This is a genomic window from Streptomyces cacaoi (assembly GCF_006539165.1).
Lineage (GTDB): Bacteria > Actinomycetota > Actinomycetes > Streptomycetales > Streptomycetaceae > Streptomyces > Streptomyces cacaoi.
In genome coordinates this window covers 104623-131501 of record NZ_BJMM01000017.1, presented here as the reverse complement: position 1 = coordinate 131501, position 26879 = coordinate 104623, and the positions used below count along the sequence as shown (strand labels likewise).

At 72.5% G+C, this 26879-nt stretch carries 26 protein-coding genes and 1 pseudogene; 21 read left to right on the top strand and 6 right to left on the bottom strand.

Going from position 1 to position 26879, the window contains the following annotated elements; translation table 11 throughout:
• The first annotated feature begins 45 nt into the window (after positions 1-45).
• Genes SCA03_RS17610 through SCA03_RS17600 form a run of 3 tightly spaced genes read left to right on the top strand, consistent with a single transcriptional unit; the run spans position 46 to position 2806 of the window.
• The gene (locus SCA03_RS17610; RefSeq protein WP_086814021.1) at positions 46-1008 is read left to right on the top strand and encodes a VlmB-like protein; all 963 of its coding nucleotides are present in this window, start codon (positions 46-48) and stop codon (positions 1006-1008) included.
• Positions 1008-1961, top strand: a complete 954-nt coding sequence (locus SCA03_RS17605) for an alpha/beta hydrolase family protein (protein ID WP_141275490.1) — start codon at positions 1008-1010, stop codon at positions 1959-1961. The genes SCA03_RS17610 and SCA03_RS17605 overlap by 1 nt, the downstream gene beginning before the upstream one ends.
• A gap of 5 nt (positions 1962-1966) precedes the next feature.
• Positions 1967-2806 (top strand): TetR/AcrR family transcriptional regulator, encoded by an 840-nt coding sequence (locus SCA03_RS17600; protein ID WP_230988785.1) that lies wholly within the window; start codon positions 1967-1969, stop codon positions 2804-2806.
• Positions 2807-2829: 23 nt separating this feature from the next.
• On the opposite strand, the gene SCA03_RS35125 is transcribed toward SCA03_RS17600, so the two are convergent.
• A complete protein-coding gene (locus SCA03_RS35125) occupies positions 2830-2979 on the bottom strand; it encodes a hypothetical protein (RefSeq protein WP_158102226.1) in 150 nt (49 codons plus the stop codon).
• A 143-nt stretch (positions 2980-3122) separates the two neighbouring features.
• On the opposite strand from SCA03_RS35125, the gene SCA03_RS17595 reads away from it, so the two are divergent.
• The 5 genes from SCA03_RS17595 to SCA03_RS17580 all read left to right on the top strand — a co-directional run bounded on the left by SCA03_RS17595 (position 3123) and on the right by SCA03_RS17580 (position 5620).
• Entirely contained in the window at positions 3123-3317 is a 195-nt protein-coding gene (locus SCA03_RS17595; protein WP_141275488.1) for a hypothetical protein, read from the top strand.
• A 364-nt stretch (positions 3318-3681) separates the two neighbouring features.
• Positions 3682-3804 carry a hypothetical protein gene (locus tag SCA03_RS36830; protein ID WP_268932831.1) on the top strand — a complete coding sequence of 41 codons (123 nt, stop codon included), beginning with the start codon at positions 3682-3684 and terminating at the stop codon, positions 3802-3804.
• A gap of 5 nt (positions 3805-3809) precedes the next feature.
• Entirely contained in the window at positions 3810-4346 is a 537-nt protein-coding gene (locus SCA03_RS17590; protein WP_230988781.1) for a DUF6879 family protein, read from the top strand.
• A complete protein-coding gene (locus tag SCA03_RS17585) occupies positions 4343-5185 on the top strand; it encodes a helix-turn-helix domain-containing protein (protein ID WP_030893437.1) in 843 nt (280 codons plus the stop codon). Before SCA03_RS17590 ends, SCA03_RS17585 begins: the two co-directional genes overlap by 4 nt.
• A 183-nt stretch (positions 5186-5368) precedes the next feature.
• Positions 5369-5620 carry a hypothetical protein gene (locus SCA03_RS17580; RefSeq protein WP_086814013.1) on the top strand — a complete coding sequence of 84 codons (252 nt, stop codon included), beginning with the start codon at positions 5369-5371 and terminating at the stop codon, positions 5618-5620.
• Between the two features lie 25 nt (positions 5621-5645).
• Here the strand turns inward: SCA03_RS17580 and SCA03_RS17575 are convergent, their stop codons facing one another.
• On the bottom strand, positions 5646-6299 hold the full coding sequence (locus SCA03_RS17575; protein ID WP_086814012.1) for a DUF4328 domain-containing protein: 654 nt from the start codon (positions 6297-6299) through the stop codon (positions 5646-5648).
• Positions 6300-6566: 267 nt separating this feature from the next.
• On the opposite strand from SCA03_RS17575, the gene SCA03_RS36285 reads away from it, so the two are divergent.
• From SCA03_RS36285 to SCA03_RS17565, 3 genes are all read left to right on the top strand, one after another.
• The gene (locus SCA03_RS36285; RefSeq protein WP_230988780.1) at positions 6567-6716 is read left to right on the top strand and encodes a hypothetical protein; all 150 of its coding nucleotides are present in this window, start codon (positions 6567-6569) and stop codon (positions 6714-6716) included.
• Between the two features lie 3 nt (positions 6717-6719).
• Positions 6720-7502, top strand: coding sequence for a glycosyltransferase family 2 protein (locus SCA03_RS17570; protein ID WP_230988779.1), 783 nt, complete (start codon positions 6720-6722; stop codon positions 7500-7502).
• A gap of 338 nt (positions 7503-7840) precedes the next feature.
• Positions 7841-8416: an ATP-binding cassette domain-containing protein gene (locus tag SCA03_RS17565; RefSeq protein WP_030890110.1), complete on the top strand. Its 576-nt coding sequence runs from the start codon at positions 7841-7843 to the stop codon at positions 8414-8416.
• 48 nt (positions 8417-8464) lie between these two features.
• Here the strand turns inward: SCA03_RS17565 and SCA03_RS17560 are convergent, their stop codons facing one another.
• Together SCA03_RS17560 and gntA are read right to left on the bottom strand one after the other, a co-directional pair.
• Positions 8465-9406: a winged helix-turn-helix domain-containing protein gene (locus SCA03_RS17560; protein ID WP_063764732.1), complete on the bottom strand. Its 942-nt coding sequence runs from the start codon at positions 9404-9406 to the stop codon at positions 8465-8467.
• A gap of 136 nt (positions 9407-9542) precedes the next feature.
• A complete protein-coding gene (gene gntA, locus SCA03_RS17555) occupies positions 9543-10226 on the bottom strand; it encodes a guanitoxin biosynthesis heme-dependent pre-guanitoxin N-hydroxylase GntA (protein WP_086814011.1) in 684 nt (227 codons plus the stop codon).
• A gap of 1137 nt (positions 10227-11363) precedes the next feature.
• Between gntA and SCA03_RS17550 the strand changes: the two are divergent.
• The 8 genes and pseudogenes from SCA03_RS17550 (at position 11364) to qcrB (ending at position 20660) form a co-directional block, all read left to right on the top strand.
• A pseudogene (locus SCA03_RS17550) lies at positions 11364-12886 on the top strand (anthranilate synthase component I family protein).
• Positions 12883-13476 carry an anthranilate synthase component II gene (locus tag SCA03_RS17545; protein WP_030890121.1) on the top strand — a complete coding sequence of 198 codons (594 nt, stop codon included), beginning with the start codon at positions 12883-12885 and terminating at the stop codon, positions 13474-13476. The pseudogene SCA03_RS17550 and the gene SCA03_RS17545 overlap by 4 nt, the downstream one beginning before the upstream one ends.
• 16 nt (positions 13477-13492) lie before the next feature.
• A complete protein-coding gene (gene trpD / locus SCA03_RS17540) occupies positions 13493-14542 on the top strand; it encodes an anthranilate phosphoribosyltransferase (RefSeq protein ID WP_086814921.1) in 1050 nt (349 codons plus the stop codon).
• On the top strand, positions 14539-15327 hold the full coding sequence (gene trpC / locus SCA03_RS17535) for an indole-3-glycerol phosphate synthase TrpC (protein ID WP_086814919.1): 789 nt from the start codon (positions 14539-14541) through the stop codon (positions 15325-15327). Before trpD ends, trpC begins: the two co-directional genes overlap by 4 nt.
• Positions 15324-16730 carry a class II 3-deoxy-7-phosphoheptulonate synthase gene (locus SCA03_RS17530; protein WP_051857087.1) on the top strand — a complete coding sequence of 469 codons (1407 nt, stop codon included), beginning with the start codon at positions 15324-15326 and terminating at the stop codon, positions 16728-16730. Before trpC ends, SCA03_RS17530 begins: the two co-directional genes overlap by 4 nt.
• Positions 16731-16868: 138 nt before the next feature.
• Entirely contained in the window at positions 16869-17846 is a 978-nt protein-coding gene (locus SCA03_RS17525; RefSeq protein WP_030890133.1) for a daunorubicin resistance protein DrrA family ABC transporter ATP-binding protein, read from the top strand.
• An 11-nt stretch (positions 17847-17857) separates the two neighbouring features.
• Positions 17858-18697 (top strand): ABC transporter permease, encoded by an 840-nt coding sequence (locus SCA03_RS17520; protein WP_051846800.1) that lies wholly within the window; start codon positions 17858-17860, stop codon positions 18695-18697.
• A 205-nt stretch (positions 18698-18902) separates the two neighbouring features.
• The gene (qcrB, locus tag SCA03_RS17515) at positions 18903-20660 is read left to right on the top strand and encodes a cytochrome bc1 complex cytochrome b subunit (protein ID WP_141275487.1); all 1758 of its coding nucleotides are present in this window, start codon (positions 18903-18905) and stop codon (positions 20658-20660) included.
• Here the strand turns inward: qcrB and ctaF are convergent.
• Positions 20605-20994 (bottom strand): aa3-type cytochrome oxidase subunit IV, encoded by a 390-nt coding sequence (gene ctaF / locus SCA03_RS17510; RefSeq protein WP_030890141.1) that lies wholly within the window; start codon positions 20992-20994, stop codon positions 20605-20607. The genes qcrB and ctaF overlap by 56 nt on opposite strands.
• The gene (gene ctaD, locus SCA03_RS17505) at positions 20991-22709 is read right to left on the bottom strand and encodes an aa3-type cytochrome oxidase subunit I (RefSeq protein ID WP_086814963.1); all 1719 of its coding nucleotides are present in this window, start codon (positions 22707-22709) and stop codon (positions 20991-20993) included. The genes ctaF and ctaD overlap by 4 nt, the downstream gene beginning before the upstream one ends.
• Before the next feature lie 445 nt (positions 22710-23154).
• Here ctaD and SCA03_RS17500 point away from each other — a divergent pair, with 445 nt between their 5' ends.
• Together SCA03_RS17500 and SCA03_RS17495 are read left to right on the top strand one after the other, a co-directional pair.
• Positions 23155-25014, top strand: a complete 1860-nt coding sequence (locus SCA03_RS17500) for an amidohydrolase family protein (RefSeq protein ID WP_086814962.1) — start codon at positions 23155-23157, stop codon at positions 25012-25014.
• A 125-nt stretch (positions 25015-25139) separates the two neighbouring features.
• Positions 25140-26705 carry an AMP-binding protein gene (locus SCA03_RS17495; RefSeq protein ID WP_086814961.1) on the top strand — a complete coding sequence of 522 codons (1566 nt, stop codon included), beginning with the start codon at positions 25140-25142 and terminating at the stop codon, positions 26703-26705.
• Positions 26706-26879: the final 174 nt, after the last annotated feature.

Below are 26879 nucleotides of genomic sequence, written 5' to 3'. Positions count from 1 at the left end.
ACGGCTCACCGAAACGGACTCCCAGCACGAAATGAGGATCACATCATGACCCAGCTCCCCGCGGTGCCCGTCGAGGCCGACTGGGATGCCGCTCCGGGCGTCCTGGAGGGTGCCCGCAGCCTGGAACTCACCCCCGCCACCTGCAATCTGCCGTACTGGATCGAGCACGTGGCCGGTTCCATGCTGCGTCGGCTGGCGGACGGCACGGTGCGAGCGGACGCCCCGGCCGAGGCGGTCACCCGCCCCGGCCCGCTGCACGACGCCCTCGTCGACGAGTTCACGTTCCGCACTCTGGCCGAGGAGAAGGCAGCCCGTGCGCTGTCCTTCCTTGTCTTCCACGCGCCGGACAACGACTGCCTGGAGTTCTTCTCCACGCAGCTCTTCGACGAGGCCCGGCACGCGCGCGTCTTCAGGGAGCACCTCCTCAAGGCAGGAGTACCGGCCGACGGAGTCGCGGGGGCGATCGCCCGAACCGCGGCCTCCTCGGGAGCGGCCGTCCTGGACCCGCTGGAGGAGTTCGGCCTGCACGTCCTGCGCGACCAGGGGGACTTCTACGGCGGTGTGCTCGTGCTGACGGTCCTGGTGGAGGGCGTCCTCGCGCCCGCGGCAGAACTGAGCGAGCGCAAGTGGAAGCTGCTCGACCCTTCCGCGGCCCTCGTCGAACGGGGTGCCAACATGGACGAGATCCGCCATCTCGCCGTGGGCAGCGCCGTCATCCGCGACCACCTCACCCGCCATCCGGACCAGCGGCCCCGCCTCCTGTCCCTCATCCAGGAGGGCCGCCACCTCTGGGAGAAACTGCCCATGGCCGAGGTGCTCTTCCGCCGCGAGTCCCTGTACCAGGAAGGCCTCGCCGAACACGGCCACCTGCTCGGCGACTACGAGATCTGGCCGGGCCGCCGCCTGGTGGACACCGGCGTCCAGGAGCGGATGGAGGCAGCGGAACGGTGGTCCCGCGAGACGCAGGAGGCACGGTTGACGTACATGCTGCTCGACGGGGCGCTGTGATGCGCGCTCCGAGGGAGGGCGAGGCCTTGTCGGAGGTGTGGCGGATTCCGTTGACGGGGGCTTCGAGCGGGGCGGCCCAGGAGACCGCACCAGCCCGTTTGCCGGAGGGCGCGCAGGAAACGCCCCCGCCCACGCTCTCGGCGCGCGTCAGTACCCCCGTCGGTCCGCCGCGCGCGGTAATCGTGATCTGGCCAGCACTCGGCGTGGACGCCTCCTACTACGACCCGTTCCGCGAACGTCTGGTGGCCCTGGGCATCGCCGCGGTCGCAGTCGACCTGCGGGGCCAGGGCGCGAGCGGCCCCCCGCCCGGGCGGGGCACGCGCTACGGCTACCACGAGCTGGCCTGCCGCGACTGGCCAGCGGTCCTCGACGCCGTACGCCGGCGCTTCGGCCCCGGCATGCCGCTCTACCCTCTCGGCCACAGCATCGGCGGCCAGGTCAGCGTTCTGCACCTGGCCCGCGAGCCCAAGTCGGTGGACGGCCTGCTCCTCGTCGCGGCCGGCTCGGTGGACTTTCGCGGCTTCCGCGGCACGGCCCGATACCGGGTGCTGGCGTCTACTCAACTCGTCGCCCTGATCTCCGCCCTCTGGGGATTCTGGCCGGGTCACAGGCTCGGCTTCGGCGGCCGCCAGCCGGCCCGGCTGATGCGCGACTGGGCCCGGATCTGCCGCACCGGCCGCCTTGCGCCCGCCGGAGCCGGCTTCGACTACGAGGCACATCTCGGCGAGGTCACCCTGCCGGTGCTTGCGGTTTCGGTGGCCGGCGACCACCTCGCGCCCGAGGGCGCGGTCGATCGGCTGTGCGGGAGCCTCCCGGCGGCCGATGTGACCCGCTGGCACTACCGACCCGACGGCGGGGACCGGGTGGATCATGTCCGGTGGGCCCGCTGCGGCGCGGCGATCGCCGAACGGATCTCCGGTTGGCTCGCGGAGAGGGAAGCCACGGCTCGTTGACCTTCGTGGCTGGAGCGGGACTGCCCGCAACAGGCGCTTCCGAGGCCTTCATGACCTCGAATCGTCGTGAAGGCCTTGTGACGGTTCGTTTTTCAAGCTTGTGGGATGGCTCAAGATCTTTCATCATGCAGGAACGAGACGGATCGTTCTGGGCGTCCGTCGCAACGGTGCACGCCGCGGCGATGCACGATCGGAGAAATCATCAACTCATGGGACAAAAGAGAATCCTCTCTCCCGTGTCGGATGAGCGAGGTCAGCGTATGCGGGACCTGGAGGCACGTGAGCGCATCCTCTCGACGACGCTGCGGATGCTCGGAGCCCTCGGCTATTCGCGGCTGTCGATCGGTGGCATTGCGCAGGAGGCCGCGGTCGGCAAAGCGACGATCTATCGATCGTGGGCCAACAAGGCGGCTCTGGTCCTCGACGCCGTACGCGTCCAATTGCCGGAGGTGCCCGTCGCCGACATCGGCGACAGCAAGGAGGAAATCGTCGCTGTGGCCGAGACGCTCGCGGAGATCTACGGTTCGCCCAAGGTCAGACTGGTCCTGCCGGCACTCGTCTCGGACGCGGCGGCCGACCCCGACCTCGGTCGGCGCCTGCGCGAAGAACTCATCGAGCAGCGCAAGAAGCAGTCGGTTGTGGTGCTCGACCGCGCGGTCGAGCGCGGCGCCCTTCCACAGGACACAGACATCTCCGCAGTGTTGGACATGTGGGCCGGACTGATGCTATTTCGCAGCCTGTTCTACAGCGTCAGCCTTGACAAGCAATCTGTACGCAATCTGGTAAGTGCGACGCTGGCCTCCCCACCGCGCACCACCTCCGGAGACCAACCGCCTGCCGGCTGAGGCGCTTCCTCACTCACTCCTGCTCAGTGCTCGTCTGCGGTCCTGGTGCGGTACGTGACCTGCCAGTACGTGGATGAGCGCGCGGCGGCCACCGACTTCGACCCGGTGGCCATCGAATTGCCGACGGCGCCGCCGCCCGGCAGCGCAACCACCGTGGCCTTGCGCGTTCTCACTCTGAGCCGGGCATGCCGGCCGCGGCCACGTCGGGCTATTCACCGCCGACAACGCCAAGACGATGGCTCTGATGCGACGGCTGCTCCGCCAGCACGGCCACGGTCCTCTGGCCGCAAGTGTCAAGAGCCGGTACAGCAGGACCATGCACGAGCAGCAGCTACCCAACGGCTGCGTTCACTGCGACGCGCTGGAGGGCAACTTTCCGTCCAGGCGAGGCACTGAGCCCGTCGCCCCCAGCGGCGCGGACGGGCTGGGCATGTTGCCGACTGCCGCCTGCCCGGTACTGGAGTGGCAGGCCATCGTCCACGACAACAGCGTTGGCGTAAGGGCCATCTGAGACTGCCGCACCACCGCCGGACGTCACCTCAACGGGCGGGCTAGGGATCCCCTCAAGGTCATTGGGCTCCGCGGTGGCCTCCAGCTTCGGCGTGATCCAAGAGTCCGCCCTTACGGGTGATGACCTGCACGCCGTCCGCGCGCGAGGCCGAGCGCCAGTCGAGACCTGCGGTCACGCGCTCCTTCAGAGCCGCGCCGAACGCCCTCGGGATCAAAGGCCGTCGAACCGCCGCGCAGTGCACGGCGCGGTCACCTCCGCGGGGCTGAGTCGAGATCACGCCAGCTTGAAACAGCGCACGCGCAGTGAGAAATCCCTGGTCAGCCCCACTCTCATCTCCCATGCCCCGGAATGACCTCGATCAGATGTGCATCAAATCAACAGTGGCCAGGTCAGATGGTGTGTCAAGTCTCATCTTCAGCGGCGGCTCTCGGAGACCTGCGTGGTCGTCCCCGCCGAACTGCTCGCCCGCTTCGCGCCCAAGGAGTAGACAGCGTGTCCGACCTGCTCTCGGGGCCGGCCATCACCGCCTTCTTCAGGGACGGCTTCGCACGCACCGCATGGCGGTGGGAGACCCGCCGCGCGTACGGCGTCCCTCACGAGACCGAGGACTTCCGGCGCTTCCTGCGCGGTGAGCCGGCCGTACCCGACCCGGAACGCCCCTGGCTGGCGACCATGCGCGCGCTCCGCGACGAAGGCAAGTCGGTGGGCCGCGTCCGCGTGCTCGACGACCCGCCGACCGACTATCAGCGGTGGCTCCTGGAGGACGTGCTCGACAGCGTCGAGGCGGGGGAGGACATCCGGTACCTCACCAGAGCCGACGCCGAGGGACTCGGGGTGTCCATGCGGGACTTCTGGCTCTTCGACTCCCGGGTCGTCGGTGTCTTCCACTTCGACGGAGACGTGTCCCTCGGCATGGAACTTCGCGAGGACGCCGGAGTAGCGGCCGCCGCCCGGCACATCCGCTCCCTCGCGGTGCCCCGTGCGCGGCCTGCCGCCGACACGGTGCGACAGGTACGTTCCTCCATGTGAGCACGGACTTTCAGGCCGCCCGTATCGCCCTCGGCGCGCGGATGAGGGAACTGCGCGTCGAGGCCGGACTGAACGGCCGGGGGATCGCCGCACGGCTGGGCTGGCAGGCGTCGAAGGTCAGCCGTCTGGAGAACGGCAAGCAGACCCCCGGCGCCCGGGACCTCGCCGAGTGGGCGCAGGCGGTCGGCCGCCCGGACACCCTGCCGGAGCTGAAAGGACGCCTCCGGGGGATGGAGACGAGGTATCGCACCTGGCGGCGGCAGCTGGCGGCCGGACACCTGCCGCGGCAGGAGGCAGGCATCGCCGAGACGCAGCGCACTCGTGTCGTACGGGGCTTCGAGGCGTCGGTGATTCCGGGCATGTTCCAGACCGCGGACTACGCACGCGGAGTGCTGTCCCGGTACGCCGACTTCCGCACCACACCGCGAGACACCGAGGCCGCCGTCAACGCCCGTATCCGCCGGCAGGAGGCCCTGTACCGGCCAGGGCGTGAGTTCCGCATGCTCGTCTGGGAGGGCGCCTTCTACGTTCTGCTCTGCCCCCGGGAGGTACTGGCCGCCCAGCTCGACCGCCTGATCTCCCTGCTGGGCCTCGCCAACGTGTCCCTCGGCGTGGTGCCGTTCGGCGCCCCGCTGACGATCGCGCCCGGCGACGGATTCTCCATCTACGACGAGCGTCTGGTCGTCTCCGAGACGTGGAACCTGGAGATGTGGCTGGAGGAGTCCGACGACATCGCGTTCTTCTCCAAGGTGTGGGCCGCCATGGACGAGGCGGCCGTCTACGGGCACCGGGCCCACCGGCTGATCGCGAGGGCGCGAGCGGCCCTCGATCACGCATAGCCACAACGCGTGACAACGTGGCGCACCGCGAGCGCAATCCCCCGCAACGCGCCGGACGCGTGGCGGCGCGCCTCCCTACGGTGCTGCGCATGGTGACGAACAACCCCCGCGAGGCGACGCCTTGCCCCGCTCACGGGCCCGGCGCCCGCCGCCGGCAGGCCCCCGGCCCGAAGGAGCTTCCCCATGTCCGGTGACGCGGGAGGCCCGCCCGTCGGCCGCGGCTGGTGCGTCGACTGCGAGCGGTACGTGGGCGACGCGATGGCCGTCGCCTACGCGCAGGGCAACTCCGGGCCCGGCAAGGTACTGGAAGCCTGTATCGCCCACGCCCGCGAGTACGCCGCGCTCTGGTTCGCCCCGCAGTGGCTCAAGGACGACATCGCCGCCCTCGACACCGCGGGAACCGCGCCGGACGCCGACCCGCGGGACCCGGCGTGACCCGGGCGGCACCGCACGGCTGCACCTAGCTCGAGCTGTCCGTCCGCTGCACGGCCGTGAGCGCGCGGACGACGAAGACCCCGGCCACGGCAGCGCCGACGAGGACCGCGTCGGCCGCCAGCAGGAACTGCGGGTCCGAGTAGGCGCGCACCATGACCTCGTCCGTGGTGCCGGTGTACATCAGCCCCACCCCGCTCAGCAGCCCCACGACCCACAGCCCCCACCACCAGTTCACCGAGCGCGGCAGCCGCTTCCCCGGTGCGCTGCGCTGGTGGATGTCGACGACGACCCCGCGCGGCACCCAGAGATTGATGATCGGCACGACCCAGCCGAGGTAGACCCACGGCAGGGAGTAGCGCGGAGGTTTTCCCGAGAGCGCCTGGGCGTTGTCCCGTATGCGCAGCAGCCACGCGAGGAACGCGACCGCGCACAGCAGCGTCACCGCGTCGCCCACGTCGGTGACGAAGTGGTAGGAGTTCTCCAGATCGGTCAACGGGCGGTGCCGGCCGCCGCCTTGGTGCGGCGGCCCGGAAGCCGGCTGCCCCGTCACGGCGAGCCGGATGTGCCAGACGGCCCGGAGCACCCATGCGGCGCCCGCCAGGACGAGGCCGGCGATCGCGAACCGAGCCGCTCCCCGGACCGGCTGCAAAGCCGCTGCCTGCGCTTCGTCATCACTCATCCGGGCATCCTGCCGCACGACGCTCTCCCGACGCCAAGCGGTGCCTTCGACGGGAGAGAGGGCCGGGGCCGTTCTCTTCCCACCCCGCCGCAGCCGCACCGTCGAACTCGATTGCGAGCGCGACCAGTTGGTGCTCACGGCTCCTCGGCGGGCGCGGGCGGTGGGGGACGGGGGCCTGGCCGGACGCTGTGCGAGGGTGTCTCCGCACGGGGCCGGCCGGGTGCCGGTGCGGGCCGGAGGTCGTCGGGACGGGACGGAGAGGGTGCCATGGTGCTGTCGCGGGAGGGGGAGGGAGCCGTGGTGGCGTCGCCGGGCGGTGACGCGGCCGCGGTGGTGCCGCGGATCGGGGTCGTCGTGGTGACGATGGGGGACCGCCCGCGGGAGGTGGAGGCGTTGCTCGCCTCCGTGGAGAGGTAGGACGTGGCCCCGGCCAGGGTCGTCCTGGTCGGCAGCGGGACGCCGCTCGCGGACGTGCCGCACGCGGTGACGAAGGTCCCGCTGGCCGAGAACCCGGGTTGCCCGGGAGCCCGCAACGAGGGGCTGCGGCTGCTGTGCGACTCGGGCGAGGTGGATGTCGTCGTGGAGCTGGACGACGACGGGCTGCTGATCGCCGACGATGTGTTCCGCCGGGTGCGGGAGCTGTACGCGGCCGATCCGGCCCTGAGCATCGTCTCGTTCCGGATCGCCGACGAGGAGGGCGTCACCCAGCGCAGGCACGTGCCGCGGCTGCGGGCCGGCGATCCGATGCGCGGCGGTCTCGTGACGACCTTTCTCGGGGGCGGTCACGCGTTGTCCGTCCCGATGCTCCGGGAGACCGGGCTGTGGCCGGCCGCGTTCTTCTTCGGGCACGAGGAGACCGACCTCGCCTGGCGGGCCCTGGACGGCGGGTGGCGGGTCCTGTACGAGCCGGGGCTCGTCCTCCGGCATCCGCGGACGTCCCCCGCGCGGCACGCCGTCTTCTACCGGTACACCGCGCGCAACCGGGTCTGGCTGGCCCGCCGTCGGCTGCCGGCGCCGCTCGTGCCGGTCTATCTCGGGGTGTGGGCGGTGCTCACGGCGGTGCGGGCCCGTTCGCTGTCCGGGCTGCGGGCGTGGTGCGGCGGCTTCCGCGAGGGGCTGCGTACCTCGTGCGGGCCGCGTCGGCCGATGCGCTGGGCCACGGTGTGGCGGATGGCGCGGCTGGGGCGGCCGCCCGTGCTGTGAGGTGTCACCGGTGGGGCGTTCGCCGGGCTCGGGGGCCGGTGCGGGTGCACATGTGGTGGGGCCCGGGTGAGGGTGTGGAGCGGCCCGTGGTGTCGCACGGGTCGGTGCGCACCACGGGCCGGCGCACGAGGAGCCGACGGTCAACTCCCTTGAAGGCCGCGGGAGTTGTCCTCGTGCCGGGGCCGAGGTTACGGGCCGGCGCGGGGGTGCGCACGCCCCTGGGCTGCCCCTCGGACGGTGGAGCCTGCTCCACTTTCAGAAGTGAATCCTGCGTACTTCCCGGTGCGTTGGCGGGTGGGTAGCTTTTTCTCATCGGACGACGCCAGGAGGTCACCGCAATGCTCGCCACCACCGAAGCCACCCCGAAGGTCGACGGCCCCAGCACCGCTTCTCCCTACGCGCTGGAGATGGACGCCGTCTCGGTGCGCCACGGCGACGGCCCCGCGGCCGTCGACGCGCTCAGCGAGGTGACGATCGGGTTCGCCCGCGGCAGCGTCACCGCGATCATCGGTGCGCCCGGCGCGGGCAAGAGCACGCTGGTCGAGTGTGCGACGGGGGTCCGGGAGCCCACCGGGGGCTGGGTCGGGACGCACGACGCCGTCGTCACGGCCGACCCGGCGGAGTGGGCCGCGCTGCCGCCCGCCGACCCGGCGCGCGCCGAACTCCTCGTCGCCGACGACCTGATGGCCGCCGAGCACCTGTACGCGATGCTCGGCGCCCAGGGCGACGGCCGCACGGTGGTGGTCACCACCTCCTCGCCCGCCGTGGCGGCCGCGGCGGATGTGGCGCTGTTCCTGGTCGGCGGCCGGCTGGTGGACGCGGCCTGCGGCATGTCGGCGCAGGAGATCGGCGCCCAGCTGGAGAGCCTGACGCACGAGCTGACCGTTCCGCTCCAGATGTCGCTGAGCGCCTGAGACCCGGCGGACGGACGCCCGGAGGACGGACGCCCGGCGCCGGACCCCTCAGCTCGTGGCGGTCAGCTGGAGGTGGGGGATGTGCGGGCGCTGGTGGCCGTCGAGCAGGGCGGCGCCCAGCGGGGTCAGCGAGTGCAGTGCGGTGTTGAGCCGCCGCTGGGTGGTGATGAGCCCGGCGCTGCGCAGGACGTTGGTGTGCTGGCTGGCGGAGGCGGCGGAGATACCGATGCGGCGGCCGAGTTCGGTGGTGGTGCACGCGTCGGTGAGGCTCTTCATGATGGCCGCCCGGGTGCGTCCGACGAGCGGGCCGAGCGAGTCGGCACCGCTGCGCGGGACCAGCACCGAGGACAGCGGCGAGGACGCCGGGTCGACGGCGACCGGGTAGGCGAGCACGGGCGGACGGTTCTCGTCGGCTCCGGCGATGAGCACGGGACCGTCGACGAGGAACAGCGAAGGGGCGAGCAGCAGCCCGGTGCCCTGCGGTGAGACGTCGTAGCGCCGGTGCCCGGGGATCTCCAGGACGCCGGAGCGCCAGCGCACCGAGGGGTGCAGCGTGGAGAGCAGCGCCTCGATGCCGCCGCTGAGGACGCGGCGGCCACGGGCGGCGCAGTCCGCCTCCAGACAGGCGTGTATCCGCTCCCAGTAGGGCGCGATGGCGACCTTGTGGAATTCCTCCAGCATTCCGGCGATGTTCTGCCGCCTGCTGTCCAGCGGACGAATTCCCTTCCCGGGTGCGGAATGCGCACCGGCGGGGCTCTCGACCATGTGCAGGAGATCGGGAACCGGACGTATCGTGCGGGCCAGTGTCAGCAGGCTCCGGGCGCGCCGGCTGAGCCGGTTCGTCGTCCGCTGCCGCCAGGAGTCGAATTTCTCTCCCCCGCCGTTGCGGGCCAGGAGTTCCAGCGCGAACAGGGTTTCCGAGAGCGGTTGTTCGGGAACCCTTACCACCGTGCGCGCCAGGTCCTGGCCAGTAAAGTGCACGCGATGCATAGCGAATGCACACTCCCCGTGAATGTAATGCTCGCTCGTTGCTCGTTCGTCTTGCTGAACTGTTGCTGCACGGGGGAGGGGGCGGGCCGGACGCTGCCGCCGTGCCGGAGGGGGCCGGCGCGGCCGTGGTGCCGGTTCAGTGCGGCGAACCGGCGCCTGTCGTCCGAGGTCGCGGGTGGAACGGGCAGCGCCACCCGGCGTCCGTGGTGGAGCCGGAGTACTGGCGCGCTTCGGAGGCGTCGCCGAACTCGGCCAGATTGGGATTGATCGACTGCTGGAGCCGTTCCTCGCGCTCGCGGATGCGCCGTTGCAGGCCGTAGTAGACGCCGCTGCGCTTCAGGCGGTCGAACTGGTGGTGCGAGTTGAAGGCGAGGGCCGGCTGCGGATAGCGCCGCGAGATCCGGGACGCGTCGGCGTGCATTCCGACCACGAAGAACGGGTGGCCGGCGACGCTGAAGGCGAAGTGCGGTGATTCCGGGTCGCTCTCGACACCCTGGGCCCAGGCGTGTCCGCGCGCCACGTCGAGGTCATGCAGAGCGTTCAGCTGCTGCCACAGCAGCGCCTCGAACGCTTCCTCGTCGATGCCGTGCGGCCCCTCGAAGGTGACGACGAGGGACGCGAAGTTCTCCGTGGGGGACAGGTCCCGGGCGACGAATTCGGTGACGGCCGTGTGCAGTTCGGCCGTGGTCGCCGCGTTTCCCATGGTGCCGAGCGCGACACGCTTCAGCGTTTTCCTGCGTACCGCGGCCTTTGCGGCCAGGCACGAGAAAGTGTCCCCCGTTATCCAGTTCTCCAGAGGCCCGCGGTCCGGGCTCGACATGTTTTCCCCCTAGCTGGAAATGCATTACGTAGGTGTACATGCACCTCCTCCCCGTGCAGCGTCAACAACCTTAAGCAGCGGCTTCAATGTTGGCAATGTGAATCTTTCGGGTCCGGAACTGTGAATTCCTCCGCCGGTTGTCCGTGAGGAATTCATGCCGGAACCCTGTGGAATGCACGGCTCCGTGGGGGCGCGCGGGGCGTCGTCGACGGCGCCCGGAGGCATCCGGGGCGTCCGCGCAGCGCGTTGAGGTGCGCGGGAGGTGCGGTGGAGGCGTGCGGGAGGTGTGGTGGAGGGCTGCCGGAGCGCGGCCCGGAGCACCGGAGCGGCCGTGCGCCGCGCACGCTCCTCGCGCGGGCCCGGCGGCCGGACGTCAACGCGGGCCTGTTACAAGGCCGTTGAACTGATCCCCGCGGTGGCCGAGAGGCCGTTCGCACCGGTCAGCGCCGTGTTTCGGCCGCAACTGAAAGTCATGGCGCCTGGTGGACGCGCCCGCTTAGCGTCCGACGGCAGGACGGCGGCGCCACCCCCGAACGGCAGCCGAGCCGTCGTCCCCGGCGGTCCGCCCGGACGCCGGTCCTTCCCGTGCAGCAGCAGCTCAGCACCGCACCACGGCCCCGGGCGGCACCACCGCAGCAACCGCACTCTCCAGCAGCAACCGCACCAGCACCGCGACAGCGCCCGCGTCGGCACCGGGCCACCGGGCCACGGAACCGCGCGGGGCACCGGGTGGGGTACCGGGCCGCCGCGCCGCACCGGGGCGCGCCCGTCCGCTCGCACCGCCTGCACTGCCCGCACCGGCCGTGCGCCGCACGTGTCCGTACGGCACGCGCCGGCCGCGGGTCCGACCGCCCGGCCGCCCGTGCCGGTCCGCCGAGGAAGGCAACATGACCCACCGAACCTCCGACGACGTCGGGCGGCCGCCGGCCGGGCCCGAGCGCCCCGGCGCCCCCGGCACCCCGGACACCCCGGGCACCCCGGACACCCCGGACACGATGCCCCGCACACCGGCCGAAGAACCGGGCCCGCACGCCGCGTCCGGCCCGGGCTCCGGACCCGGCTCCGGCACCGCGTCCGGCCAGGGCCCCGGCTTCGGCGCCGCCTCCGGCTCCGACGCCGCGTCCGGCCAAGGCTCCCGTGCCCCATCCGGCTCCGGCTCCGGGGCCGCCTCCGCGTCCGTGCCGACCGCCGAGCATCTGACCGTGCCCGACCGCGCCACCGCCGCTTCCCTGGCCCGCCGTTACGACATCGTCCCCGTCTACCAGGAGTTCCTGGACGACACGCTCGGCCCGGTCACCGCCTTCGCGCAGCTGTGCGGCGACGACGGGCCGGGCTTCCTGCTGGAGTCGGTGCCCGTCTCCGGCGGCGTGGCCCGCTACTCCTACGTCGGGCACCGTCCCGAGCCGCTGGGGATGCCGGACAGTGACCCGCTCGCCGCGCTGGAGCCCTATCTGGCCGCCGACGAGGCGCCGGTGCACGGGCTGCCCCCGTTCCACGGCGGCGTCGTCGGCTACGTCGGCTACGAGGCGGTCCGGCACTTCGAGCGGCTGCCCGTCGCCGACGGGGTCTTCCCCGGTGCCGCGGGCACGCCGGAGCGCCCCGGGCTGCCGGAGTCGGCGTTCCTCGCCGTCGACGACCTCGTCGTCTTCGACCACGCGACCCGCCGGGTGCAGCTCGTCACCCTGCACCGGCCCGCGCAGGAGAGGTACGACGCGGCGCTGGAGCGGCTCGCGCTGCTCGGCGAACGGCTGCGTGCCGCCCGGCCGTCCGGGTTCACCGGGCTGCCGCTGGAGCGCGCCGGCACGACGGCCGGCACCCTCCCCGAGGGCTGGACACCGAACATGACCCGGGAGGAGTTCTGCGCGAAGGTGGAGCGGGCCCGCGAGTACATCGCGGCGGGCGACGCCTTCCAGATCGTCCTCAGCCAGCGGTTCAGCAGGCCGCTGGCCGCCCGGCCGCAGGACCTGTACCGGCATCTGCGGGCGACCAACCCGTCGCCGTACATGTACCACCTGAGCCTGGGCGGCGGGCGGCACATCATCGGCGCCTCGCCCGAGCTGCTGGTGCGCACCGAGGGCGGCCGGGTGGAGACCCGTCCGCTGGCGGGCACCCGGCCGCGGCACCCCGACCCGGAGCAGGACGCGCGGCTGGAGCGCGAACTCCTCGCCGACGACAAGGAACGTGCCGAGCACGTCATGCTCGTCGACCTGGGGCGCAACGACATCGGCCGGGTCACCGAGACCGGCTCGGTCGAGGTGGAGCAGCTGATGAAGGTGGAGCGCTTCTCCCATGTGATGCACCTGTCCTCCACCGTCTCGGGCCGGCTGGCCGAGGGCCGCACGGCGATGGACGCGCTGCGCTCGGCGTTCCCCGCCGGCACCCTGTCCGGCGCTCCGAAGATCCGCGCCATGGAGATCATCGCCGAGCTGGAACCGCAGCAGCGCGGCGTCTACGGCGGTGCGATCGGCTGCGCGGGCTTCGACGGGCCCGCGGACTTCGCGATCGGGCTGCGCACCATGGTCGTCGCCGACGGGCAGGTGCACCTCCAGGCCGGCGCGGGCGTCGTCGCGGACTCCGACCCGGAGGCCGAGTACCGCGAGACGCTGCACAAGGCCGGCGCGATGATCACCGCCGTCCACCGGGCGGAGGCACAGGCATGAGCCCCTTCACCGCCTGCTTCCGGCCCCGCGTCGCGGTCGTCGACAACTACGACTCCTTCACCTACAACCTGGTGCACCACCTCGGCGAGGCCGGCGGCGCGCCCACGGTCTTCCGCAACGACGCCGTCAGCTGCGCCGAACTGGCCGCCTACGACGCGCTGGTGATCTCGCCCGGGCCGTGCACACCCGCCGAGGCGGGCGTCAGCACCGAGGCGGTGCGCGAGCTGAGCGGCCATATGCCGGTGCTGGGGGTGTGCCTGGGACACCAGTGCATCGCCGCCGCCTACGGGGGAGAGGTGGTGCGCACCGCGCCCATGCACGGCAAGACGTCCGCCGTGCACCACGACGGCGGCGGGATCCTCGCCGGGCTGCCCGACCCGTTCACCGCCACCCGCTACCACTCGCTGACCGTCGCCGAGGACCGGCTGCCCGCCGAGCTGGTGCCGGCGGCGCACGCGGACGACGGCACCCTGATGGCGCTGCGGCACCGCGAACACCCCACGTTCGGCGTGCAGTTCCACCCGGAGTCGGTCTTCAGCCCCGAGGGCAAGCAGCTGATCGCGAACTTCCTGGAGTGCGGCGATGATTGACCTGCTCAAGACCGTGGTGCGGCGCCCGCTCACGCAGGACGAGGCGGCGGCCGCGATGCGCGTCATCATGCGCGGGGACGCGACCGGCGCACAGATCGCCGGGTTCGCGCTCGCCGTGACGGTGCGCGGCGTCACCGCCGACGACCTGGCCGGAATGGCCCTGGCGGCCCAGGAGTTCGCCACACCGGTACCGCTGCGCCCCGCGGACACCGCGAGCGCGGACGGTACCGGCGGCGCCGACGGGCCCGATCTGCTGGACACCTGCGGCACCGGCGGCGACGGCCTGAACACCTTCAACATCTCCACGGCGTCCGCGATCGTCGCCGCCGCCTGCGGCGTGCCCGTCGCCAAGCACGGCAACCGCAGCGCCTCCTCGTCCTGCGGCAGCGCCGACGTCCTCGAAGAGCTGGGCGTCCGCATCGACCTGGGGCCCGCGCAGGCCGCCGCCTGCCTGCGCACCGCCGGCATCACCTTCCTGTTCGCACCGGTCTTCCACCCGGCGTTCAGGCACACGGCCGGGCCGCGCCGCGAACTGGGCGTGCGCACCGTCTTCAACCTGCTCGGCCCGCTGTGCAACCCCTCCGGCGCCCGGCTGCGCACCCTCGGCGTGCCCGATCCGGAACTCGTCGAGCCGATGACACGGGTGCTGGACCGGCTCGGGGTGCGGCGCGCCATGGTCTTCCACAGCGAGGACGGCATGGACGAACTGAGCACCACGGCGCCCGCGCTCGTCGCCGAGCTGCGCGACGGCGAGTGCACCACCCACCGCTTCGACCCGGCCTCCACCGGGCTGCGCCCGGCCACCCCCGCCGATCTGGCGGGCGGCGACCGCGCGGTGAACGCCGCCGTCATCCGCCGCCTGCTGGACGGCGGGACGGGCCCGGCCCGGGACATCGTGCTGCTGAACGCGGCGGCGGCGCTCCGGGTGGCCGACGCGGCCGGCGACTGGCCCGAGGCGCTCGGGCTGGCCGCCGCCGCGCTCGACGACGGCGCGGCCGGTGCGCTGCTGGAGCGCTGGTCGAAGACGTCCTGGCAGGAAGCGGCCCGCACGGAGGTTCCCGCATGAGCACCGCCGACATCCTTCGCACCCTCGTCGCACAGGCCGAGGCGCAGACCGCGCGCCGCCGTGCCGAACGCCCCGAGGCGGAGCTGGAGGCGCGGGCCGCCGCCGCGCCGCCGCCCCGCGACCTCTTCGCGGCGCTGCGCGCGCCGGGCCTGTCCGTCATCGCCGAGATGAAGCCCCGGAGCCCCTCGAAGGGCCCGCTGACCGACGACTACCGGCCCGCGGAGCGCGCCCGCGCCTACGCGGCCGGCGGCGCGGCGGCGCTGTCCGTCCTCACCCACGAGGAGGGCTTCGGCGGCCGGCCCGAGCACCTGGCCGTGGCCAGGTCGGCGGCGCCGCTGCCCGTGCTGCGCAAGGACTTCGTCGTCGACGAGTACCAGGTGCTGGAGGCCCGTGCCCTGGGGGCGGACGCGCTGCTGCTGATCGTCGCCGCGCTCGACCCGCAGCGTCTTGCCGAACTCCTCAAGTACGCCGAGGAGTTGGGCATGCAGGCGCTGGTGGAGGTGCACGACGCCGAGGAGACCGAAGCGGCCCTGGCGGCCGGCGCGGCCGTCGTCGGCGTCAACCACCGCGACCTGCGGGACTTCTCCCTCGACCGCACCCTCTCCGCACGGCTGCGCGGCCGGGTGGACGGCGACCGGGTGCTCGTCGGCGAGAGCGGCATCGGCTCGGGCGAGGACGCCCGCGCCCTGGAAGCAGCCGGAATCGACGCTGTCCTGGTGGGGGAGCTGCTCATGCGCTCCGCTGACCCCGCCGCCACGATCGAGGAACTGAGAGGACGACGGTGAGCGGCACACACCCCACCACGGTTCACGCCCCTGCCCGCACCCCGGAGCCCACCGCCTGGAGCCCCGGCTCCTGGCGCGCCCGCCCCGCGGCCCAGCAGCCCGAGTGGCCCGACCCCGAGCAGCTCGCCCGGGTGGAGAACACCCTCGCGCTCCAGCCTCCGCTGGTGCTGCCCGCCGAGATCATGGAGCTGCGCGGCGCCCTCGGCGACGTCGCCCGCGGCAGGGGCTTCCTGCTCCAGGCCGGGGACTGCGCCGAGCGCTTCAGCTCCTGCACGGAGGACGGCGTCCGCAGCAAGCTGCGCGTCATCCTCCAGGTCGCCATCCTGCTCACGTACGGGGCGGGGCTGCCCGTCGTCAAGGTCGGCCGGATCGGCGGCCAGTTCGGCAAGCCGCGCAGCAAGCCCACCGAGACGGTCGACGGCGTCGAACTTCCCGCCTTCCGCGGGGACATCGTCAACGCGCCGGAGTTCACCGCCGAGGCCCGCCGCCCGGACGCCGACCGGCTGCTGCGCGCCTACCACCACTCCTCGGCAGCGGTGAACGTGCTGCGCGCCCTCACCCACGGCGGCTTCGCCGACCTCGACCAGGCGCACGCCTGGAACCAGGAGTTCGTCCGCCGCAGCGCCGCGGGCCGCCGCTACGAGAAGACCGCCGACGAGATCACCTGGGCGCTGAAGTTCATGGCCGCCTGCGGTGTCGACGTCCGCTCGCAGACGGAGCTGCACCAGATCCAGCTCTACACCTCGCACGAGGCGCTGCTGCCGCACTACGAGCAGGCCCTCACCCGCTTCGACGAGCAGCGCCGCGCCTGGTTCGACACCAGCGCGCACATGGTGTGGATCGGCGACCGCACCCGCCAGCCGGACGGCGCCCACGTCGAGCTGCTGTCGGGTATCGGCAACCCGGTGGGGCTCAAGGTCGGCCCCGGCACCACCCCGGCGGACCTGCGCGAGCTGTGCGAGCGCCTCGACCCGCAGCGCGCACCGGGCCGTCTGGTGCTCATCGCCCGGCTCGGCGCGGGCAAGGCGGCCGAACTGCTGCCGCCGCTGCTGCGTGCCGTGCGGGACGCGGGGCACGAGCCGGTGTGGGCCTGCGACCCGATGCACGGCAACACCTTCGTCTCGGAGAGCGGCTACAAGACGCGGCGGCTGACCGACATCACCGCCGAGGTCGCCGAGTTCTTCGCCGTCCACCGGCAGGAGGGCACGCACCCGGGCGGTATCCATCTGGAGTTGACCGGCGACGACGTCACCGAGTGCCTCGGCGGCGATCTCGCCGAGGTCCTCGACGACCAGCTCTCCAGCCGCTACGAGACCGCCTGCGATCCGCGGCTGAACGCCGTCCAGTCCATCGAACTGGCCTTCCGTGTGGCCGAGTTCCTGCGCGGACACCACGGCGCCTGACGCCCGGGGCCCCGGGGCGGCCGTCCGCCGCCCGGGACGCGAACTGCGTCATTCGTCCCAGGCTGAAGTTCCTTGTTCCGCCACGGGGCCCCTTGACACGATCCCGACCGCCCACTCACAGCACCGAAAGGGACCCTCATGCCGCTAGCGATCGAGGCCGAGGGGCTGGTGAAACGGTTCAAGGACACGACGGCGCTGCGCGACGTCCACCTGGCCGTTCCCGCCGGCACCGTGCACGGGGTTCTCGGACCGAACGGAGCCGGAAAGACCACCGCGGTCCGCATCCTGGCGACGCTGCTCACCCCCGACGCGGGCCGCGCCCGGGTGGGCGGCCACGACCTGCTGAAGGACCCGGTGACGGTCCGCCGCTCCATCGGCCTCACCGGCCAGTACGCGGCGCTCGACGAGGAGCTGAGCGCGCTGGAGAACCTGGCGCTCATCGGCCGCCTGATGAAGCTGTCGTCGGGCCGGGCCCGGGCCCGCGCGAAGGAACTGCTGGGCAACTTCGGCCTGACCGACGCCATGGAACGGCCCGTCAAGACGTACTCGGGCGGTATGCGCCGCCGCGCCGACCTCGCCGCCAGCCTCGTCGGCCGGCCCTCGGTGCTCTACCTGGACGAGCCGACCACCGGCCTGGACCCGCACAGCCGCAACGAGGTGTGGGACACGGTGCGCGGCCTGGTCGCGCAGGGCGTCACGGTGCTGCTGACCACCCAGTACCTGGAGGAGGCCGACCAGCTCGCGGACCGCATCACCGTCTTCAACCACGGCACCGTCGTCGCCGAGGGCAGGCCCGACGAGCTGAAGCGCCGCGCCGGCGGGCAGACCCTCCAGGTGCGGCCCACCCGGCGCGAGCACGTCGACACGGTGGCGCAGATCCTGCTGGGCCTCACCGGCCACATACCCGCCCGCGACGAGGACAGCGGCCGGCTGACCGTGCCGCTCCTCGACCCGATGGTGATGTCGGCCCTCGTGCAGCACCTCGCCGAGGCGGGCGTCGCCTTCGACGAACTGGGGCTGCGCCTGCCCACGATGGACGAGACGTTCCTCGCCATCACCAGCCCCGGGGGCCGCCGCGCCCCCCTGGAGGAGACGTTGGGGGGACGGCCGGCATGACGATGCCCGCGATGCAGACCCCGCCTCAGCCGGCACCGCCGCAGCAGCCGCTCGCACAGGGCACGCAGCGGCGCCGCATCGGCCCGCTGGAGGCCGTCGGACAGGCGTTCAGCCTGGCCTCGCGCAACACCATCAAGCTGAAGAAGAACCCCGACACCCTCGTCGACGTGACCTTCCAGCCGCTGCTGATGCTGTTCATGTTCACGTTCCTGTTCAGCGGCGCCATCGCCGACGGGGACCGCAACGGCTACCTCCAGGACCTGGTGCCGGGACTGCTGGTGTTCTGCCCGCTGTTCCTGACGATCGGCACCGGCGTGGCGCTGTGCACCGACATCCAGAAGGGCTTCTTCGACCGGCTGCGCAGCCTGCCCATCGCCCGCTCGGCACCGCTGGCCGGCATGGTCATCGGCGATGTCGTGCGCTATGTGCTGTCCATCGCGATCGTCCTCGGTGTGAGCACCCTCATCGGCTTCCGCATCCAGACGAACCCGTTCGAGGTGCTGCTGGCCGTCGCCCTGATGATCGTCTTCGGGCTGTGCCTGTGCTGGATGTCGATCTTCGCGGGCATCATGATCCCCACCCCGGCGGCCGTGCCCGGCATCCTGGTGTGCGCCGTGATGCCGCTCAGCTTCGGCAGCAACATCTTCGCCCCGGCCGAGACCATGCCCGGCTGGCTCCAGGCGTGGGTGAACCTCAACCCGGTGACGCTGATGACGGACGTCAACCGCGAACTCCTGCTCGGCAAGGGCGATCTGTCGTCCCTGCCCGGCGCCCTGGCCTGGATGGCGGGCTTCCTCGTCGTCTTCTTCCCGCTGACGATGCGCGCCTACCGGCGCCGCCTGGGCAACTAGCCCGCGCCCGTCCGGCACCCGCGCCCCGGCCCGCCCGGCCGGGGCGCCGTCGTGTGCGCGCCCTCGTGCGCACCCTCGTGTGTCGCCGGGTGTGCTGCCGGTCGGCCCAGCCCCCTGGCGCGTTCGGACCATCCCCGCGCACGGGGCGGTTTGCCCCGCGGCGCGACGGGGACTGAGGACTGCGGTCTTCGAGGAGGGCGACCGCATGAGGCGTGCAGGGCCGCGGAAACGCAGGGACATCAGAAGGCAGGCGCTGGGCCGGGCGGCCGAGCGGGGGTTCGGCGCGCTGGACGACAGACTGCCGGCGGCGGCGGGCGGCCGGGCCCTGCTGCGCAAGGCGTTCCCCTCGCACTGGTCGTTCCTGCTGGGCGAGTTGGCCCTCTACAGCTTCGTCGTGCTGCTGCTGACCGGCGTCTATCTGACGCTGTTCTTCGACCCGGACATGGAACAGCTGCGCTACAGCGGCCCCTACGAGCCGCTGCGCGGACAGCCGATGTCGACGGCGTACGCCTCCACGCTGGAGATCAGTTTCGAGGTGCGCGGCGGGCTGCTGGTGCGGCAGGTCCACCACTGGGCGGCGCTGGTGTTCCTCACCGCGATCGGTGTGCACATGCTGCGGATCTTCTTCACCGGCGCGTTCCGCAAGCCCCGCGACATCAACTGGCTGATCGGCCTGACGCTGTTCCTGCTCGCCCTGGTGGAGGGCTTCACCGGCTACTCGCTCCCCGACGATCTGCTGTCCGGGACGGGGCTGCGCATCGCGCAGGGCATCATGCTCTCCCTGCCCGTCATCGGTACCTACGTGGCGATGTTCGTCTTCGGCGGCGAGTACCCGGGCCACGAGATCATCGAGCGGCTCTACCCGGTGCACATCCTGCTGCTGCCGGGCCTGCTGCTGGCCCTCGTCGCCGTGCATCTGATCCTCGTCGTCGTCCTCCAGCACACCCAGTGGCGCGGGCCGGGACGCAGCAACCGGAACGTGGTGGGGCACGCGATGGTCCCGCAGTTCGCCGCCCGCTCCACGGGGCTGTTCTTCATGGTGGCCGGGCTGCTGGGCGTGCTCGGCGCCGTCGCCCAGGTCAACCCGGTGTGGAACTACGGCCCCTACACACCCGAGCAGGTCTCCACCGCCTCCCAGCCGGACTGGTACGTGGGCTTCCTGGAGGGCTCCCTGCGGCTGATGCCGCCCTTCGAGACGACGCTGTGGGGCCACACCCTCATGTGGAACGTCCTGGTGCCGGCGGTGATCCTGCCCGCGCTGCTGGTCGGGCTGCTGTACGCCTACCCGTTCTTCGAGCGGTGGGTGACGGGCGCGGACGACCGGTTCGAGACGGCCCACCTGTGCGACCGGCCGCGGAACCGGCCGGTGCGCACCGGACTGGGCGTCGCCGGCCTCACCTTCTACGGGGTGCTGCTGGCCGCCGGCGGCAACGACGTGCTGGCCCACACCTTCGACGTCTCCCTCAACGGGCTCACCTGGGCCTTCCGCGGGCTGCTGGTGCTCGGCCCCCCGGCCGCCTTCCTGCTGACGAAGCACCTGTGCCTGGCGCTCCAGAAGCGGGACGCGCTCCACCTGGCCGAGGGCCGGGAGACCGGGCAGGTCCGCCAGTCCGTCGAGGGCACCATGACGCCCGGACACCGCCCGCTGCCCCCGGAGGAGCGCTGGACCCTCGCGGCCCAGCGCTTCCCCCGCCCGCTGGTGCCCGGCCCGGAGGGCCCGTACGGGCGCCGCGAGCGGCTCCGGGTGGCGCTCAGCCGCTGGTACTACCGTCACTCGCCGCCGCGGGAGTGGCAGACCGCGATCGGCCACCAGCGGCGGCCGGGACCCGAGGGCGCCGAGGACGGGCAGGGCGCCGGGGGGCCGGGAGCGGCGGCCGAGCAGGGCACGGGGGAGGGGGCGGGCGCCGTCACTCCTCGTCCCCCGCGTACTGGAAGGCGAAGCCGGACACCCCGGCGCCGGTGACGCCCACCCCGATGAGGAACAGCCACAGCCCGATGACGACGCCGGAGGCGGTCACCGCCACGCCGAGCGCCGTCAGCGCGGGAAAGGCGCTGGAGGCCGGGAAGAAGCCCAACCGGCCGCCGCGCTCGCGCACCTGACCGTCCCGGCGGTCCTCGGGCCGCCGGCCGCCGCGCCGGTACTGCACCGTCAGGAAGAACGACACCAGCGAGGCCATGAGGAACGCGATGAGCAGCGCCGAGGTGCCGGCCGGGTCCTCCCCGTAGACCGCGTAGGGCACGGTGACGGCGGCGAAGAACGCGGCGACCCCGCCGAACACGACCGCTTCCGCCCTCATGACGACCTCCGCTCCGCCGCGTCCGCCGCGCCTGCCGTGCCCGCTCCGTCCCCGGTGCCCGCGGTGCCCGCCGTTTCCCCGGTGTCCGCGGTGCCAGGCGTGTCGCGCGGCCCGGACGGCAGGGGCACCGGCCGTTCCTCGTCGGCCTCGGGGTGGTTGATCCAGAACGCGGGGGAGTCGGAGCGGATGCGCGGCAGGGCCAGGAAGTTGTGCCGGGGCGGCGGGCAGGAGGTCGCCCACTCCAGGGAGCGGCCGAAGCCCCACGGATCCTCGACGCCGACCTTGGACGCGTGCGTCGTCGTCCACCACACGTTGTAGAGGAACACCAGCGTCGAGACGCCCAGCAGCAGCGCCCCGAGGGAGGAGATGCTGTTGAGGGCGGTGAACCCGTCGGCGGGCAGGTAGTCGGCGTAGCGGCGGGGCATGCCCTCGGCGCCGAGCCAGTGCTGCACCAGGAACGTCACCTGGAAGCCGATCAGCGTGAGCCAGAAGTGCGCCTTGCCCAGCCGTTCGTTCAGCAGCCGGCCGGTCAGCTTCGGCCACCAGAAGTAGAAGCCGCCGAACATGGCGAACACGACGGTGCCGAACAGCACGTAGTGCAGGTGGGCGACGATGAAGTAGCTGTCGGTGACGTGGAAGTCGAGCGGCGGCGAGGCGATCAGCACCCCGCTGAGCCCGCCGAGCAGAAAGGTGACGAGGAAGCCGATCGCCCACAGCATCGGCGTCTCGAAGCTGAGGGAGCCCTTCCACATGGTGCCGATCCAGTTGAAGAACTTCACCCCGGTCGGCACCGCGATCAGGAACGACATCAGCGAGAAGAACGGCAGCAGGACGGCCCCGGTGGCGAACATGTGGTGCGCCCACACCACGGCGGACAGCACGGTGATCACCGCGGTGGCGCCGACCAGCCCGATGTAGCCGAACAGCGGCTTCCGGCTGAAGACCGGCAGGATCTCGCTGACGACGCCGAAGAACGGCAGCGCCACGATGTAGACCTCCGGGTGCCCGAAGAACCAGAACAGGTGCTGCCACAGCACGGCGCCGCCGTTGGCCGGGTCGTAGACGTGGGCGCCGAACTTGCGGTCCGCCTCCAGCGCGAGGAGCGCGGCCGAGAGCACGGGGAAGGCCAGCAGCGCCAGGATGGAGGTGAACAGCACGTTCCAGGTGAACAGCGGCATCCGGAACATCGTCATGCCCGGCGCACGCAGACAGAGGATGGTCGCGATGAAGTTGACCGAGCCGAGGATGGTGCTCAGCCCGGCCACGACCAGCCCCATCGTCCACAGGTCGCCGCCGATGCCCGGGGAGAAGACGGGCCCGTTCAGCGGCGCGTAGGCGAACCAGCCGAAGTCGGCGGCGCCGCCCGGGGTGAGGAATCCGCTGACGACCATCAGCCCGCCCAGCAGGTACACCCAGTAGGTGAAGGCGTTCAGCCGGGGGAAGGCCACATCGGGCGCGCCGATCTGGAGCGGCATGACGGCGTTGGCGAATCCGGCGAACAGCGGGGTGGCGAACAGCAGCATCATGATGGTGCCGTGCACGGTGAACAGCTGGTTGTACTGCTCCTGGGAGATCAGCTGCATCCCCGGCTGCGCCAGTTCGGCACGCATCATCAGTGCCATCAGCCCGGCGCCCAGGAAGAAGCAGAAGGCCGTCACGAGGTACAGGTTCCCGATCACCTTGTGATCGGTCGTCGTCAGCCATCGCAGCACCATCACTGCCTCCACCCACGCGCACGGCCGTCCCGGTCCAGCGACAGGGGTAGCCGCGACCCGGCCCCCGGAAACCGGATCGGTGTGCCGTCAGCCCGCCGCGCGACGCGCCCGCACGCCGCGCCCGCCGGGCCGACGGCCGGTCACCACCCGGCGCGCGGGCAGGTTTCCGGGAGGTTACGCCACCCCGGGGCGCGCTACGGACCGCCTCCACCAGCCGCTCCGTGCGGCCCCGGGCGTGCTCCGCCACCCTCCCTCCGCCTCGTTGAATCCCGTATGACGGAACTCTTGTTCCGCTTTCCCGGGGTGCTCTACCGTCGTCCCGCCCCGCGCGGCTGACCTCGTACGGGTGCCACCGGCGCGCCGCCGGGCGGCCCACCGCCGCACCGGCGCACACGGAGCGCGCCGACCCGATCTGTTGCCGGGCGGAGGAGACGGGCGAGGCGAGATGACGAGCGCACCAGACGAGGCAGCAGCCGGCGCCGAGGAGCGCGGACGCACCCGGCGGGACGCCACCGGGGACACACCCCGGCCGGACGACGGCGGACCGGACGCCGGTCGGCAGGACTTCGGCCGGCCGGGCGCCGCTCCGGGCCCCGCGGCGGACACCCAAGATGGTGCCGCGGACACGGACGGCGCCGCGCCATCAGGCAGCGGCCACGGCCCCGGCGGCGGCCAGGGCGGCAGCGGCGGCCATGGCCCCGGCAGCAGCGGCACCGACGACCGCACCGACGACCGCACGGACGACGGAACCGGCCCGGGCAGCGGCGGCGGCCAAGACGGCAGCGGCCCCGGCGTCGGGCCCGACGCCGGCCACGGGCAGGGCCCCGGCCCCCGCTTCGGCCGGCGGGGCTTCCTCGCCGGCGTGGGCATCCCCGCGGCGGGTGGCGCGCTGGCCTGGGGAGCCGCGGGCCCGGACGCGTGGGCCGCCGGCCGGGGCGACGGCCGGGGCGAAGGGCCGTCCGGCGGCCGTGAAGGCGGGCCGCAGCCACGGCACTTCGAGGGCAAGCGGCAGCTCCTGGTGCCCGAGGTGGTGCTGCTGCCCAAGGGGCCGGTGCGCGAGCACGCGGTCCTCGTCGAGGACGGCCGCTTCCACACCGTCGGCCCCGCCCGGCAGTTGACGCGCGCCCACCCGGGGCTGCACCCGGTACGCCTGGAGCGGCATCTGCTGATGCCGGGCTTCGTCGACGCGCACACCCACCTCGTGCAGAGCTTCGGCAAGGCCCGCACCTTCGGGCAGCCCTCGGAGATCTTCAAGACGATCTGGGAGCCGCTGGAACACGCCCTGGACGAGGAGAGCGCCTATCTGTCGGCGAAACTGACGGTCCTCCAGGCGCTGCGCGGCGGCTTCACGACGCTCGCGGACGCCGGGAGCCGCGCCCCGGTGGACTCCTCCGTACTGGCCCGGGCCACCCAGGAGGCGGGCATCCGCTGTGTGCTCTCCAAGGTGGTGTCCGACGGCAAGGGCGGCCCGGAGCATCTGCACAGGTGGGACGGGCACCGGCTGGTGCACCCCTCCCTGGCGGTCCCCGTCCCGGAGGACGCCACGGACCGGGTGCTGAAGAGGACCGCCGACCTGTGCGCCGAGGCGAAGGCGCCCTTCCAGATCCACCTCAACGAGCATCTGGCGTCCGTGGAACGCTCCCTCAAGAGCGTCGACCGGCGACCCCTCGCCCATCTGCACCACGTCGGCGCGCTCGGCCCGCACACGCTCGCCGCGCACACCACCCTGCTGACCCCGGACGAGATGCGGATGCTGGCCGACACCGGCGCCGCCGTCAGCTACAACCCCGTGGCCAGCGCCTGGAAGGGCAACGCCGTCGCGCAGGCCACGATGATGGCCGCCTGGCGGATCCGCTTCGGCCTGGGCACCGACAGCACCCGCGGGGACGGCTTCCGGCTGCTGGACGCCGCGGAGTCCGCGCAGCGGCTGACCTCGGGGCTGGCGACGGGCGACTCCTCGTGCGGCACGGGACGGCTGTGGGTGTCAGCGGCCACCGCGGGCGGCGCCGACGCCGTCGGTCTCGGCGCCCGCACCGGGGAGATCGCCGAGGGGAAGGCCGCCGACTACCTCCTGGTCGACCTCGACGTCCCCGAACTCACCCCCACCTTCGACCTGGACTGGGAACTCGTCCGCCTGGCGGGCAAGGACCAGCTCACCGCCGTGGTCGTCGACGGCCGGCTGCGCCTGTGGAAGGGCCGGCCCGCCGGCTGGGACGCCGACGCCCTCGTCCGGCGCGTCACCGAGGTCGCCCCGGAGGTCTTCCGCCGCGCCGGCATCGACCGCGTCACCCCGCGCGGGCTGTGAGCATGCCCCCCGCCGGGGAATGATCGTTGCCCCTGGCAAGGTTACTGACGGGGGATGAGGAGCCGATGGGTCCGTATCCCCCGCAGGCATGCTCAAGCACGAACAGGCAAGCGCGAAGAAGGAACATGAACGACGTCACCGACAGCGAGAACTACACCGTCCCGGTTCTGCGAGAGCTCTCGGCGAGAGGCGAGCGTGACGTGCTCGTCATGGGGGAGCGGAGAATCAGCGGTACCGAGGCCGTGGACACGGTTCTGCGCTGTGCCGCCGCCCTGCGGGAGAGCGGAGTGGCGGAAGGCGACGGCGTGGCGCTCTTCGTGGAGAACTCCCCGGAGGCGGTGCTGCTGCAACTGGCCGTCCACTTCGCGGGCTGCCGGCTGGTGTTCGTGCCGCCCGAGCCCGGCAACAGCGAGCTGGAGGCGCTGCTGCGGCGCGCCGATGTCGCCATGCTGCTGTTCGACCCGGTCTTCGAGGACCGCGTCCGGTGGATCACCGACCGGATGGACGTGCCCCGCCTCCACGGCATCGGCCCGTCCGCCCTCGCGCCCGACTTCCTGACGGCGGCGTCCGGCACCGCGCTCCTCCCGGAGGGCGGGGCCGCCGACGGCCGCCATCTCGCGACGCTGCTCTACACCGGCGGCACCACCGGGGTACCGAAGCTGGTCGTCCACCGCAGCGGCTACTACGGCCTGTACGCCGAGGCCGCCGCCACGTTCGCGGAAGATGCCGAGGACCCGGACGGCGCCGCGATGCTGGTGTGCACGCTGGTGACCCACAGCAGCGGCCACAGCGCCTTCCTGGTCGGCTTCCTGACCGGTCAGACGGTCGTGCTGCTGCGCACGTTCGACGCGGACGCGGCCGTCCGTGCGCTGGAGCGCGAACGCATCACCGGCGCCGTCCTCGTGACACCCATGCTGTACGAACTCCTCGACCACCCCGACTGCCTCCCCGGCCGCTTCCCCGCGCTGTCGAGGATCACCTACGCGGGCGCCGCCGCCTCCCCGGCCCGGCTCCGGCAGGCCCTCGCCTGCTTCGGCCCGGTGCTGCACCAGATCTACGGCGCTTCGGAGAACGGGCTGGTCACCCAGCTCCTCCCCGAGGAACACGACCTGGACCGGCCCGGGCTGCTGGCCAGTTGCGGCCGCCCGGCACCCGGGGTCGAGGTCGAACTGCGGGACGAGGAGGGCAAGCCGGTGCCCGAGGGCCGGCCCGGCGAGCTGTACGTGCGCAGCCACACGGTCATGGAGGGCTACTGGAAGGACCCGGCCCGCACCGCCGAAGTGCTCGACGACGAGGGCTGGTTCCGCAGCGGGGACATCGCCCGCCGTGACGAGGACGGCTATCTGTACCTGGTCGACCGGGCCCGCGACATCATCGTGACGGGCCGCACCGCCGACAACGTCTACTCCCGGCTGCTCGACGACTTCCTCACCGAACAGCCCGGCATCAAGGAGGCCGCCGCCATCGGCCTGCCCGGCGCCGACGACAGGGAGACGGTGCACGTCGTCCTCGTCCCCCGGGACCCGGCCGAGGAGCCGGATCTGCCGCGGCTGACCCGGGACATCGTCGACGCGCTGGGCGAGCTGTACACGCCCGCCTCCTACTCGGTCACGGGTTCCCTCCCGCGAACCGCCGTCGGCAAGACCGACAAGAAGGCACTCCGCACGGCCCTCCTGACGGCCGGTTCGTAACCCCGGCGGGCCGGGGCAGCACCGGAGGCAGTACCGGAGACAGGGGGCCGCGGCCGGCCGCGCCGCGGCTCCCCCCTCCGGGTCCGGTGCCGATTCGCACAGGTAACGGCCCGCACAGGTGGCTGAGTTCGCCCGGCGGGACGCCGGATAGGCTGCGGCCGTAGTGATCATCCG

Excerpts from the sequence above, each read along its gene's own strand:
- SCA03_RS17500 (WP_086814962.1), top strand. The coding sequence starts at position 23,155 with ATGACGAGCGCACCAGACGAGGCAGCAGCCGGCGCCGAGGAGCGCGGA.
- SCA03_RS17495 (WP_086814961.1), top strand. The coding sequence starts at position 25,140 with ATGAACGACGTCACCGACAGCGAGAACTACACCGTCCCGGTTCTGCGA.
- trpC (WP_086814919.1), top strand. The coding sequence starts at position 14,539 with ATGAGCACCGCCGACATCCTTCGCACCCTCGTCGCACAGGCCGAGGCG.
- SCA03_RS17580 (WP_086814013.1), top strand. The coding sequence starts at position 5,369 with ATGTCCGGTGACGCGGGAGGCCCGCCCGTCGGCCGCGGCTGGTGCGTC.
- SCA03_RS17605 (WP_141275490.1), top strand. The coding sequence starts at position 1,008 with ATGCGCGCTCCGAGGGAGGGCGAGGCCTTGTCGGAGGTGTGGCGGATT.
- SCA03_RS36285 (WP_230988780.1), top strand. The coding sequence starts at position 6,567 with ATGGTGCTGTCGCGGGAGGGGGAGGGAGCCGTGGTGGCGTCGCCGGGC.
- SCA03_RS17575 (WP_086814012.1), bottom strand. The coding sequence starts at position 6,299 with ATGAGTGATGACGAAGCGCAGGCAGCGGCTTTGCAGCCGGTCCGGGGA.
- SCA03_RS17525 (WP_030890133.1), top strand. The coding sequence starts at position 16,869 with ATGCCGCTAGCGATCGAGGCCGAGGGGCTGGTGAAACGGTTCAAGGAC.
- qcrB (WP_141275487.1), top strand. The coding sequence starts at position 18,903 with ATGAGGCGTGCAGGGCCGCGGAAACGCAGGGACATCAGAAGGCAGGCG.
- SCA03_RS17565 (WP_030890110.1), top strand. The coding sequence starts at position 7,841 with ATGCTCGCCACCACCGAAGCCACCCCGAAGGTCGACGGCCCCAGCACC.
- SCA03_RS17560 (WP_063764732.1), bottom strand. The coding sequence starts at position 9,406 with ATGCATCGCGTGCACTTTACTGGCCAGGACCTGGCGCGCACGGTGGTA.
- SCA03_RS17595 (WP_141275488.1), top strand. The coding sequence starts at position 3,123 with ATGCACGAGCAGCAGCTACCCAACGGCTGCGTTCACTGCGACGCGCTG.
- ctaF (WP_030890141.1), bottom strand. The coding sequence starts at position 20,994 with ATGAGGGCGGAAGCGGTCGTGTTCGGCGGGGTCGCCGCGTTCTTCGCC.
- SCA03_RS17610 (WP_086814021.1), top strand. The coding sequence starts at position 46 with ATGACCCAGCTCCCCGCGGTGCCCGTCGAGGCCGACTGGGATGCCGCT.
- SCA03_RS17520 (WP_051846800.1), top strand. The coding sequence starts at position 17,858 with ATGCAGACCCCGCCTCAGCCGGCACCGCCGCAGCAGCCGCTCGCACAG.
- ctaD (WP_086814963.1), bottom strand. The coding sequence starts at position 22,709 with ATGGTGCTGCGATGGCTGACGACGACCGATCACAAGGTGATCGGGAAC.
- SCA03_RS17545 (WP_030890121.1), top strand. The coding sequence starts at position 12,883 with ATGAGCCCCTTCACCGCCTGCTTCCGGCCCCGCGTCGCGGTCGTCGAC.
- gntA (WP_086814011.1), bottom strand. The coding sequence starts at position 10,226 with ATGTCGAGCCCGGACCGCGGGCCTCTGGAGAACTGGATAACGGGGGAC.